The organism is Clostridium sp. BJN0001 (genome assembly GCF_022869825.1).
In the GTDB taxonomy this organism is placed as follows: Bacteria; Bacillota; Clostridia; order Clostridiales; family Clostridiaceae; genus Clostridium.
This window is the reverse complement of the sequence record NZ_CP094971.1, coordinates 469,015-481,570: the sequence shown is the minus strand read 5'-3', so window position 1 is coordinate 481,570 and position 12,556 is coordinate 469,015. Positions and strand designations below refer to the sequence as shown.

At 27.6% G+C, this 12,556-nt stretch carries 10 protein-coding genes; 3 read left to right on the top strand and 7 right to left on the bottom strand.

The genetic code is table 11. The annotated features are described in order from the left end of the window. Positions 1-36: 36 nt before the first annotated feature. From MTX53_RS02285 to MTX53_RS02255, 7 genes are all read right to left on the bottom strand, one after another. Positions 37-642: a sugar transferase gene (locus tag MTX53_RS02285; protein ID WP_244834594.1), complete on the bottom strand. Its 606-nt coding sequence runs from the start codon at positions 640-642 to the stop codon at positions 37-39. A gap of 62 nt (positions 643-704) precedes the next feature. Beyond that, positions 705-1,955, bottom strand: a complete 1,251-nt coding sequence (locus MTX53_RS02280; protein WP_244835441.1) for a glycosyltransferase — start codon at positions 1,953-1,955, stop codon at positions 705-707. Positions 1,956-2,046: 91 nt separating this feature from the next. Continuing rightward, complete coding sequence (locus MTX53_RS02275; RefSeq protein WP_244834593.1) at positions 2,047-3,069, bottom strand: glycosyltransferase family 2 protein; 1,023 nt, start codon at positions 3,067-3,069, stop codon at positions 2,047-2,049. A 29-nt stretch (positions 3,070-3,098) separates the two neighbouring features. Beyond that, on the bottom strand, positions 3,099-4,589 hold the full coding sequence (locus MTX53_RS02270; protein WP_244834592.1) for an O-antigen ligase family protein: 1,491 nt from the start codon (positions 4,587-4,589) through the stop codon (positions 3,099-3,101). A gap of 3 nt (positions 4,590-4,592) precedes the next feature. Further along, positions 4,593-6,455 (bottom strand): nucleoside-diphosphate sugar epimerase/dehydratase, encoded by a 1,863-nt coding sequence (locus MTX53_RS02265; RefSeq protein WP_244834590.1) that lies wholly within the window; start codon positions 6,453-6,455, stop codon positions 4,593-4,595. 20 nt (positions 6,456-6,475) lie between these two features. Then, positions 6,476-7,480, bottom strand: coding sequence for a glycosyltransferase family 2 protein (locus MTX53_RS02260; protein WP_244834588.1), 1,005 nt, complete (start codon positions 7,478-7,480; stop codon positions 6,476-6,478). A 182-nt stretch (positions 7,481-7,662) separates the two neighbouring features. Next, positions 7,663-8,502: a LicD family protein gene (locus MTX53_RS02255; protein WP_244834587.1), complete on the bottom strand. Its 840-nt coding sequence runs from the start codon at positions 8,500-8,502 to the stop codon at positions 7,663-7,665. A 136-nt stretch (positions 8,503-8,638) separates the two neighbouring features. Here MTX53_RS02255 and MTX53_RS02250 point away from each other — a divergent pair, with 136 nt between their 5' ends. Genes MTX53_RS02250 through MTX53_RS02240 form a run of 3 tightly spaced genes read left to right on the top strand, consistent with a single transcriptional unit; the run spans position 8,639 to position 12,430 of the window. Then, positions 8,639-9,613, top strand: a complete 975-nt coding sequence (locus MTX53_RS02250; RefSeq protein ID WP_244834586.1) for a glycosyltransferase — start codon at positions 8,639-8,641, stop codon at positions 9,611-9,613. 24 nt (positions 9,614-9,637) lie between these two features. Continuing rightward, positions 9,638-11,383 carry an MBL fold metallo-hydrolase gene (locus MTX53_RS02245; protein ID WP_244834584.1) on the top strand — a complete coding sequence of 582 codons (1,746 nt, stop codon included), beginning with the start codon at positions 9,638-9,640 and terminating at the stop codon, positions 11,381-11,383. Between the two features lie 33 nt (positions 11,384-11,416). Beyond that, complete coding sequence (locus MTX53_RS02240) at positions 11,417-12,430, top strand: AI-2E family transporter (protein WP_244834582.1); 1,014 nt, start codon at positions 11,417-11,419, stop codon at positions 12,428-12,430. Positions 12,431-12,556: the final 126 nt, after the last annotated feature.

Below are 12,556 nucleotides of genomic sequence, written 5' to 3'. Positions count from 1 at the left end.
TCCAATTTACTTCCTTCCATCAGTACTATACTGCTCTTAGATACATTTTATTATTGTTTTTATTATTATATAAATATCAAAAATTATATTACTTTTCTTTATATATTCAAGATTTAATGCTAATTTATCTGGCATTACCTTTTTTATGTAAAATTCTTCAGGATTATCTGATTCTCCTAAAAGATCATTTTCATCTTTATATCTTAATGACGCAAGATCCGTAATTCCCGGTCTTACCTTAAAGACTTTTTTTTGTTCCTTATTATACATTTTAACGTATCTTGGAACTTCAGGTCTTGGTCCAACTAAACTCATATCGCCAATTAACACATTAAAAAGCTGTGGGAGTTCATCGATTTTATATTTCCTTAAAAACTTTCCAACGCCTGTTATTCTGTTATCATCTCCAACTGTTATCTGCTTTCCAACTTTTTCAGCATCAACAATCATCGTTCTAAACTTTAATATTTTAAAATTTTTCTCATTTTTTCCAACTCTTATTTGCTTAAAAAACACAGGACCATCAGAGCCTATTTTTATAAGTATTGATATAATTATAAGAATTGGACTCAATACAAGTATTCCTACTGCTGAAAAAAATATATCAAATATTCTCTTTAATATTTCATTGAATTTATCCATAAGTCACTCCTGAATGTAATTTATAATATACGTTTATATTATAACATATTTAACGCTTTTCATTATAAAGATTTACTTTTTATTTCGTCTGAAAATTTTTGAAAATTTAATTTTCCATAAAAATTATTTTCCCATATTTTTCTGCACTTTTCTCTAAGCTTGAGCTTTTCTTCATAAGGCATTGATGCCATTTCTTTTATTCTTGAAGCTAAAGCAGATAGCTTAAAATCTGCATCTATAAGATATCCTGTTTCACCATTTTTTACAATTTCTGATGTTCCACCAACATCTGTAGCTATAGATGGTATTCCAAAAGAACAAGCTTCCATTATACTTACAGGAAGTCCTTCAGAACTACTTGTATTTATAAATACATCAGCAGAATTATTTTTATAGTACTTCATCAAATCAGCATTTTTTATAGCGCCATAAAAATTAACATCCATAAAGCTTAAATTCTCTTTGGAAAAAGCTTTTAACTTTTCAAGTTTTTCACCAGAACCAAAATGTGTCCATTTAAGTTTTAATCCTGAATCTTTAAGGCATTCTAAAGATTTAGCTAAAAGATCAACTCTCTTTACAGGTGAGATATGGCAGCAGCTTACGATATTAAATACATCTTTATCTTTAATAGAAGATACTCCAAAATCCTTAGTTCCAAGATATCTTGTCTCTACGTTTTCAGTACACTTTGGGTATAGCTTTTTTAAATACTTTGTTCCATCATCTGAACAAGGGTATACCATATTGAGATTTTCTAGAAGATAATAACGCATTGGAAGATACTTTAAACTGTTTTTGTCTGCATAAAGATCATATCTATGAGTTCTACTTACAGCGCATGAATTTTTAATGTTATAATGTTTTTTTAAGCTTAATATAGCAATAGCTGTATCAAAAAGCCAATAACTATAAAAAGTAACTGAATCATATTTAAGTATATCTGTCTTATCTACTATTTTTAAACATTCCTCATAAACAGCATTTGATTTTGAAAGAAAGTAAGTTAAAAACGCTCGTTTTTTAATAGAACCTTTTATACATTCCTTCTCTTTTTCAGATACCATTTTATTATAATCTATATACGGAAAAAGTTTTATTGTTTCTTTAAGAAGATTCTTCTTTACTTGTGAAGCTTTAATTGAAAATACAGTAACATTTTCAGGTACTGTTCTTGTTTTTTTAGAATCGTCTATTACACTTGTTGCAATAAGTACAATCTTATCAAATTTTTCAGAAAGACTAATTATTTCATCTTCAATAAATTCCTCACCTTTATCAAAAGGAAAGTTCTTTGTAAGAAATAAAAGCATACTTTTCACAAAATCACCTCTTTTGTCAAAATATTGTTAATTCGTTATAACGCAAACTAACGGCTACATAAGTGCAGCCGTCATTTTTTAATTATCTAGACATTTTTTTGTTTTTTTCTTCAAGTTTAGAACTCTTCATCATATAAAAATTTATAATTCCAAGAAGGAATCCTATTCCGTATGATAAATGAAGAATTGGGAATGTTACTATAAGATAACATAGATAGCTCCATTTATTTTTAAGCGAAATTTTTATACTGAATATCAAGTCTAAAAGAATATATAAACTTAATATACATAAATAAGGTATTCTAAGAAGTTTAAATATAAGACTTAATATTCCGATAGGTCCTAAAAATAATACAAACATCATAGGAATAAGATGTCTTAAAGCTGCAGGTTTCTTATGTTTTTGAATAACTCTTACTTTCCAAAAACCATATTGAAAATACTGTCTCCAGAGTTTCTTAAAATCGCTTCTACCATAATATGTAGATTTTATTTTAGGTGACAAAAGTATTTTTGCACCACTTTTTATAACTCTGTAATTTAATTCATCATCTTGATTTCTAACTAACTCATCATCAAAATATCCAATTTTATTTAAAACTTCTTTTTTATATGCTCCAAAACCTACTGTATCAACATAACATTCTTTATCTGCAAATCTAAATAGAGCGTTTCCTACTCCAAATGGACAGCTCATTGATTCTGCTATAGCTGCTCCTTTATTTGTTTCATTTATAGTAGTAATAACTCCTCCTGCACAGCCTACGTTTTCTTTTACGACTGCCTTTACGCTCTCTTTTACAAAATCCTTATCTGCAAAAGCATGTGCTCCAAAAATTATTACTATTTCAGAATCAGAATATCTTATTCCAAGGTTCATTCCTTTAGGTGCAGTAAGTTCTTTATTTTCAAGTAAAATAACGTTAGAATTATCTTTTTGCAATTTCTTTATTATTTCTCTTGTTTTATCTGTAGACATTCCATCTGATACTATTATTTTAAGTAAATTTTGTGGATAACTCTGATTTGAAAATGAAGTTATACACTTTTTTATATATTTTTCCTCATTCCTGCATGGAATAATTATGGAAACTGTCTTATCCATTTAATATTCTCTCTCTTTCAATTTTACTTTTATTTGTAAAAACTAAATTCCTTAACTCTGCTATATAATAAATTGTTATTATCTTTTTTAGCTACTTGAATTGTTGATATTGCAAAAGCCATAAGTATCCAGTATGAAAATACATATGTAATTGAACTTGGTCCAAATGATGCAGGTGCAAAAGCAATAAGCCCAGTTGCTGCTGCAAGACAATAAATATTATCTTTCTTTATTCCAAGTATTATGTTTGATATTAGAAGATATAAATAATATATCGCATATATTATAATACCAATAACTCCGAAATCTCCAAGTATTTCAATTGGGTAGCAGTGAGGATTATATACACCGTATGTATTTCCTTTATTATATAAAAGCTGAAATACGTTTCCTGCTCCATTACCTAAAAGCTTCTTGTTTTCAATTGCATCATCAACTACATCGTGAATTATTGTGATTCTCTCATTTATAGAACCGTCTCCACCAATTATAACCTGATCATCTACAAGTTTATCCATCTTGCTTAAAAGATCATTGCTTTGCTGTTCAATTTTATCTTCTCCATGTACATTTAACATTCTGTATCCATTAGTAACTGCAACTGCAAAAGCTACAATTAAAATAATGCTGTATGCTATATTCATTAAACCATCTTTTTTTATAGTAATTAAGCTATATAATACATAAATACCTAATGATGCTCCAATTGCAACTATTCCTGTTCTTGATGTTGTAAGTGAAACTATTAAAAATGATAACGAACATATTATAAGAAGAAATATCTTTAATGATATATACCTTGTTTTATTAATTGTAAACATAAGTATAGGAATCATTATAGCTAATGTTGCTGCAAAATTATTTATATTAAATGAAAATGCAAGAGGTCTTGCCATTAATTTTAATACATCATATGTAACTGTAAGTCCGTCATAATGATGTTCTACAGGAAGCTGATATCCAATAAGAGCTTCTACAAATCCTATGATAATTATAAGAGATGTAAGGCCTATAATAAGCTTTACAGTTTTAGAGAATCTCTCTTTTGTTATATTATAAATTGCAAGATTTGCAATAAAACAGAACATAAGAACATATATCATTATGTACTTCATTGCAAGAGATTTATTAAGTGCCCAGAAAAAACTTGCACATATATATATAAACCATATAAATAAAATTAATGCTGCAAATTTATTTACTGATAAAAATATCTGTGGATCCTTAATAAGTTTTATTAAAGTTCCTAAAGTAAATAATGCAAGTGCTATATGAAATATATAAATATTTTTTATTCCAGGAACATATAATACATAATCATATACTACCGAAACCATAAGCACTCCATAAAATAAATCATATAGAGAATCATTTTTAAACAATAAATATATAGCAAATAAAGTTACTACATACATAGAAGTTACAATATAGCTCTTATTTAATACCCCCATAGCTACCGCTAAAACAATAAATATAAAAAACAGTATGTTTTTCATATTATTTTCTTTTGTCATAAACATAATTTACTCCTTATCCGCATTCTCAGCTGCAATTTCATCTTCTTTTTTGTAGTGATAAGTAGGTACAATTTTCTGCATTTGATTTTTCACTTCAGCTATATCATCAACATTAATAAGTCCATGAAGTTGATCAAGCTTTACCTTTAATGTATCCATACTCTCAAATGTAGGTTTCCCAACATAAATTTTCTTATGATTTGTATCTTTTAATCCTTCTTCGCTCATAAGAAGTTCTTCGTAAAGTTTTTCTCCAGGTCTTAGTCCTGTAAAAACAATCTTAATATCTTTATTAGGTTCTAGTCCTGAAAGTCTTATTAAATCGCAAGCTAAATCATATATCTTAACTGGTTTTCCCATATCAAGTACAAAGATTTCTCCACCCTTTGCGAATGCACCTGCCTGAAGTACAAGCTGTGCTGCTTCTGGAATAAGCATAAAGTATCTTACTATTTTTTTATGTGTAACAGTAACTGGGCCGCCATTTGCAATCTGTCTTTTGAAAAGTGGAATAACAGAACCGTTGCTTCCAAGGACATTACCAAATCTTACTGCAACAAATTCAGTCTTTGACTTCTTATCCATTGCTTGAATTATCATTTCACATAATCTCTTTGTTGCACCCATGATGTTTGTAGGGTTAACAGCTTTATCTGTAGAAATCATAACAAATCTTTTAACGCCTGAAGCATTTGCCTGCATTGCAAGATTTAATGTTCCAAAAACATTATTCTTTATAGCTTCTTTTGGACTGTCTTCCATTAAAGGAACATGCTTATGTGCTGCTGCATGGAAAACAACATCAATCTTATACTTTGTAAATATCTCATTAAGTCTATCTTTATCACGAACAGAACCTATAAGAACAGATAAAGGCATATCAGGATAATTTTCTTTTAACTCATTTTGGATATCATATGCATTATTCTCATAAATATCAAAAATTATAAGTCTCTTTGGATTAAAGTTTGCTATCTGTCTACATAGCTCTGAACCTATAGAACCGCCTCCGCCTGTTACAAGAATAGTTTTGTTATTTAAATATTCAGAGATTCCCTTATTATCAAGAACGATAGGATCTCTTCCTAAAAGATCTTCTAAATCAACATCTTTAATTCTACTTACTGTTGCATCGCCATTTAAAATTTCATACATTCCAGGAATTATTTTAAGTTTACAGTTTGTGTTTTTGCAGATATCTATCATTTCAGATTTGTTTTTAGCATCTAATGAAGGAATTGCTATTAAAATTAAATCTATCTGCTGTTCATTTACTATGTATGGGATATCATTTCTATTTCCCATTACCTTAACTCCAGAAATTCTTTTTCCAAGCTTACTTTTATCATCATCAATAAGTGCAATCGGATTATACTTAAGTTCTCTTCTTGCCATCATTTCATTTATTATCATGCTTCCAGCCGATCCTGCACCTATTATCATAACTCTTCTCTGATCTGATGAATATTTGTAAGGAATATATAAAAGTGCTCTTCTGTATACTCTATATATTATTCTGTATCCAAGGACAGAGAAAATTGTAAGAAGCACTCCTACAACTGATACATTAAGTGGAATTGTAGCTCCTAATATTCTTGTATATGCAATTGAAAAAACTCCTGCAAGTATACTTCCTCCAACGCCCATCAAAAATTCATCTGTTCCTGTAAGATGCCAAAGGCTCTCATACATTTTAAATAGATAAAAACATACTAAATATATTAAACTTACCGCTATAGCATCATGAGAATATATTTGAGCTATAACGCTAAATGCTCCTGTATGTGTAATATTTATTGCAAATAAATATGCCATATTTACCATAAACATGTCTATCAGTATGACTATTATGGTTTTTATATTCTTCACTATATTATCCTCCTTAAAAATCATCTAAGTTTTCTTAATACTTTTAGAAATAACTTAGGACAAAATCTAATCATTTTATTTTCTATAAAATACTTTATATGATATTTGTTTATCGTCTGAATTTTATATTCTTTTAAATTCTTTTGTACATCTTCTTTATCTAAAAATTTGAAAAGATCATTAAAATATCTTTCATCTCTTGAAAGCATAGAAAAAATATGAGCAACCGAATACGGAATTTTATGTTCTCTAACTATCTTTTCTATTTTTGATAACCCTTCTATTTTAGATTCCTTAAGACTTTTTATATACATGTAGAGTTCTACATATGAGTAGTAGCAATCAAGATGTTTTAAAGAAGGTACTTGTGTTACTGCACTTTCCCATATTACATAATAAGCTAGTACTTTATTTACACTACATACTTTATAAGCGTAGATAAGAGCTTTTATTACAAAAACCATATCTTCGCCGTATTTTCTTTTAGAATCAAACTTAATATCATTATTTTTTATAATATATGACTTATACATAGTATTTCTCATACCTATTACTATTTCATCAAGCAGCTGTCTTTTTGCAGCCTCTACTCCGCTTATTGAGCCTTCTATCCATTTAGTTCTGTTATATGTAATAACATTTCCCTCTGCATCAACTTCGCTATATCCTGAAAATAAAATATCACATGATGTTTCATCTATTTTATCTGCCATTTCCTTTAAAAAATCTTTATGTATATAATCGTCTGAATCTAAGAAAAATATATACTCGCCTTCTGACTTCTCAATGCCTCTATTTCTAGCAGCACTTACTCCTGAATTTTCCTGATGTATGACTTTATACTGTACATCTGTATTTTTTAAAGTATCTTCTGCTATCTGAATGCTTTTGTCCGGTGATCCATCATCTATTAAAATAAGTTCAAAATCCTTATATGTTTGATTTATTATTGACTCTATTGTCTTTTTTATACACTTCTCTACATTATAAACAGGAGTAACTATCGATACTTTTACCTCTGCCAATACTCAATCACTCCATTCATTAATATTTTGTCATTCTTGTTTTCCCTTTGAATTATACTAACAATATAATATTTATTCAATATTATATCTACTATAAAAACACGCTCTCCGTTTTATTATATCATAAATAAAATTTTTGATAACATTTTAAATTCTTAATTTAAAATTAAGAATTTAAATATCTATTTTACTTTTTCTTTTATTATTTTTGCATGCCATACTCTATCTTCTTCTTTTGGAAGTTTCATATAGTCTCCATAAAGCTTTGTTAAAACTCTATCATAATTTCTAGGTGCATAAAACTTTTCGCCTTCAAAATCAAGTTTTATAAGATCAAAGAAATCTTTCTTTTTATATATATATTCGCTCCATATTGTATCAACCCCATAGCCCATATATGGAGAATTTTTATCATTTAATTTTATAAGAAAATCAAAAAATTTATTTCTTCTTTTAGTTGTAAAGATAAGTGTTACTATTTTATAAATTGTATGTGTTATCTTATTTTTTATAGTAAGCTTATCAGGCTTTTCTCTAAGTCTTATAAAGCTTTTTAAAATAAAAGTGCTTATCTTTCTTTGAATTTTATAAATAAGTCTGCTCTTAGGCATACTATCATATGGAAGTATATCTACAAAGAGACCATTATTCATCTTATCATTCTCTTTTATATTTGCCTCTATAAAAAGAGTATCATTAAGTCTTATCTTGCAAGGGACTTGATAAATATCGTATTCTTTTTCATTCTCATGAGTTTGAAGAAAAAGGTGCTTTGGAAGCTCTTTTTTTGCTACCTCTATAAATTTATTATAGTCTTCTCTAAGCATTCCAATATCAATATCATCATCCCATGGAATAAATCCTTTATGACGAACTGCTCCTATTAAAGTTCCTGCATCAAGAAAGTATCTTATATTATGTCTATCACAAATTATAGATATATCTTTTAATATCTTAGTCATCATAAGCTGAGCATCTCTTAAGCTTAGATCTTCATAACCTAAATATTTATTATTTTTCATTTTTTTCTCCTTAAAACTTTTAAAATTGTAAAAACTATATACATTATATCAATATAGCAAAAAAAGTTCATCCTAAACTTTACTTATGGTATAATTTATAGCGTGTAAATTCTTATAGATTAGGAGAATAATATTAATGAATAATGAGAATAAATTAATAAGTATTATAGTCCCAGTATATAATGTAGAAAAATATTTAGAGAAGTGTGTTAATTCACTTATAAATCAGACGTATAAAAACATCGAAATAATCCTTGTAGATGATGGTTCTAAAGACAGTTCAGGAGAGATTTGTGAAAAATTATCACAAAAAGACAGCCGTATATTTGTAGTTCACAAAAAAAATGGCGGCTTAAGTTCTGCAAGAAATGAAGGATTAAAATATGCAGAAGGAAGCTACATAGGGTTTGTTGATAGTGATGACTGGCTAAGTCCTAATATGTATGAAACTCTTTATGATATTTTAATTAAAAATGATGCTGATATATCCTACTGTAAATTCTTTAAAACATCTAACGAAACTTCAGAAATTCCTAAAGAAAATGAAAATAAAATATCAGTTTTTAACAATAAAGAAGGAATGAATAATTTTTATACTGATCTATCAGTATATACAATAGTTGCTTGGAATAAGCTCTATAAAAGAGAATTATTTTTAGACGTACGTTATCCTGAAGGAAAAATCCATGAAGATGAAGGAACTACATATAAACTTTTTTATAAAGCAGAAAAAACAGTTTATATAGATAAAGCATTTTATTATTATAGAGTCAATCCTGAAAGTATAACTAATAGTAAGTTTAGCAAAAAGAATCTCGATATAATAGATGTATACGAAGAAAAAATCAAATTTATAGTAGATAAGAATCTTACTTATCTATATTCAAAAACACTTAAATGGTATATGTTTAAATTAATATATTGTTTTAATGGATGTGCTGTTTCTAAAAATGAATGCACTATTTATATTGATTCAATAAAGTCAAAATTTGATGAAGCTTATAAAAAATACTTAAAAAGTAGTGAAAAACAGATGCATTGGATAATACTTTTCAAAATATTTAAAATAAGTCCTTCATTATATAACACAATTTTAAAAGTCTTAAAATAAAAAACAAATCAAGGAGGAAACTTAATGAATTTTAAATTAATAAAAAAACTACTGATTTTTCTTATAATATTTCTTTTAAATTTAAGTATCTTTCCAATTAGGTCTTATAGCGCAGAAAAAACTTCTGCTTCTATAACCATACAAAATGAGGAAAAATCTTTAGAAACAAATAAAGATAAAACTTCTAAAGACGGAAAAAATTCCGATAAAAATATTGAAACAGACTATGAGAAAGATACGGAAAATGAGAATGAAGAGAATAAAGAAGAATTCATAGAACATGGATTTAAAGATATAGATGGCAAAACATACTATATTGTAAATAATGAAATCCTCAAAAAAACAGGCTGGTTTTATGAAAAAGATGAAAATAAAGATCTTGATGCTGAATCAGATGAGTACAATTATAAATATTACCTAAATGATGATCATTCACTTGTAAAAGGATGGAAAGACATAGATGGTAACTGGTACTTTTTCAATGCAAATGGTGTTCTTCAAACTGGATGGTTTGCAAATAACAGATGGTACTATGCAGATAAATATGGAGTTATGCAGACTGGATGGAAAGATATCGATGGATACACTTATCACTTCGATAAATATGGACAAATGGCTGTACAAAAGAACTTAATTGATGGGATCTGGTATTTCTTTAATGATAAGGGGCAGCTCCAGAATGGTTTTTATGAATATAATGGCAAGACATATTATTCTGATGATAATAATGAAATGCTATTTGATAAATGGATTGAAAAAACAAATGGACAGTATTATATAAAATCAGATGGTTCTATTGCAACAGGTCTATTATATTTAGATGATCTGCTTTACACATTTAATGATGATGGGATTTTACAAAATATATCTTCTACAATAGATAAGGATATTCTTACTGTCACTTCTTTAAATGTAGGTACTGCTGACTGCCACTATATAAAACTTCCAGATGGAAAAGTCGCATTAATTGACACTGGTGATGTCTCTACAGTAGACAAGCTTTTATCATTTTTAAAAAGTCAAAACTTAAAGAAAAAAGATGGAAAGCCATTTATTGATTATATAGTTTTAACACATCCTCATTCAGATCATATAGGAGGAATTTCAGCTCTTATTGATAACTTTACTATAGGAAAATTATTTATTCCAGATAGTTTTTATGATATGAAGGACTGGACTATAGGAGTAGCTGAAACTGAATCTAATAAAGAAGAATTAAGTCTTCTTAAAACAGATTATAAAGTATATAAAGATGCTATAGATAAAATTAAGAAAAACGATATAGATGTGCTTAATACTGAATCAGGCTCATATGTTGATGATGAAAAGATATTGCAGTTTGTAAATTCTAACAATGACTTTACAAATGAAGGAACACTTGATAGAATATCAGAAAAATATTGGGCTCTTAATGATAATAGTGACATCGTATATTTAAAATATGGTGATCTTGATGAATTATTTACTGGTGATATACAGTGGAACGCAGAGAAAGATTTCTTCGATAATAAAAGACTTGGCGATAGTTGTTCTATAGATGTATTAAAAGCACCACATCATGGAATTGATACATCATCTTCATATGAATTTGTATCATATTTAAATCCAAGCATAGTAGTTGTGCCAAGAAAAGATGATATACCAAAACATAGTAATCCTGATGACGTTTATAATACACTTGGAGTTAGAAGATATTATACATATTCAAATCCTAATGGAATAACAATAAACGCAACTAAGGATAACTGGACAGTTTATTTAAAAAATTAATAACAATTTAATACGCACTGGGGTGAAGTTGTATTGCAAATACATGAATTTTTAAAAGCAAATATGACAAAAAAGATAATTGCATTTATTATACTTGCCTTAGTGGCATTATGCTTAACACCATTTAAAGATATGCTGCTTTTGACATTTATGATTTCTTATATTTTTTGTCAGATAGAAAATGCTATAAATTATTTTATAAATAAAAAAATTAAACTCAACATAAATAATAAGATAATAACATACATTGTACTTTTAGGTATACTTTTATTATTTATTATATCTGGCTACATATATATTCCAAAATTAATAGAAGAACTTTTAATTTTACAGCACCAATTATTTAAAATGCTCGATAATATGCAGATGGAAAATACTTTTTTAAATCATTACATATCAAAATTATCAGACTCAGAGTATTTTGTAAATTGCTTTAAAGATAATACAGCTGACATATTAAAAACTATTTCAACTTTTAAAGATGGAACGATGACACTACTCTCTTCTATCATATTAAGTTCATTATTTTTATTAAGTAAAGACTCTATGATAAAATATTGCAGAAAATTTGCTAACAGCAAAGTATCATTTTTGTACATAATATATAGAAACTTCTTCAAAAAGTTTCTTAACTCTTTTGGACAAGTTATGCAGGTACAATTGATAATAGCGATAATAAATTCAACAATATCGGTAATAGGTTTATATTTTCTATCATTTCCTGAACCTATGGCTCTTGGATTTATGATATTCTTTTTATCATTAATACCTGTATTTGGAGTTATAATATCACTTTTTCCATTAAGTCTTATCGCATTTGAGATTGGTGGAATAAAGAAAGTTATTGAAGTTATAATTCTTATTATTGTAATACACGCATGTGAAAGCTACGTTATAAACCCAAAACTTATGTCAGATAAAGCCCATATACCTATATTCATGACCTTTTTTCTATTACTTATGGGCGAAAAACTGATGGGAATATGGGGACTGTTACTTTCTATACCTTTATATATGTTTATTGTGGATATGCTTGATGTAAAATAATGCTAAATGACAAATGGTTAAAGGACAAATGACAGTACAAAGGACAAATTATTAAATGACAAATGACAATGAAGGTGGAAATTCTTTCAGAATTTCATTGTATGTATTTTGAGATTCTCTCAAAAT

Excerpts from the sequence above, each read along its gene's own strand:
- MTX53_RS02285 (WP_244834594.1), bottom strand. The coding sequence starts at position 642 with ATGGATAAATTCAATGAAATATTAAAGAGAATATTTGATATATTTTTT.
- MTX53_RS02280 (WP_244835441.1), bottom strand. The coding sequence starts at position 1,955 with ATGCTTTTATTTCTTACAAAGAACTTTCCTTTTGATAAAGGTGAGGAA.
- MTX53_RS02275 (WP_244834593.1), bottom strand. The coding sequence starts at position 3,069 with ATGGATAAGACAGTTTCCATAATTATTCCATGCAGGAATGAGGAAAAA.
- MTX53_RS02270 (WP_244834592.1), bottom strand. The coding sequence starts at position 4,589 with ATGTTTATGACAAAAGAAAATAATATGAAAAACATACTGTTTTTTATA.
- MTX53_RS02255 (WP_244834587.1), bottom strand. The coding sequence starts at position 8,502 with ATGAAAAATAATAAATATTTAGGTTATGAAGATCTAAGCTTAAGAGAT.
- MTX53_RS02250 (WP_244834586.1), top strand. The coding sequence starts at position 8,639 with ATGAATAATGAGAATAAATTAATAAGTATTATAGTCCCAGTATATAAT.
- MTX53_RS02245 (WP_244834584.1), top strand. The coding sequence starts at position 9,638 with ATGAATTTTAAATTAATAAAAAAACTACTGATTTTTCTTATAATATTT.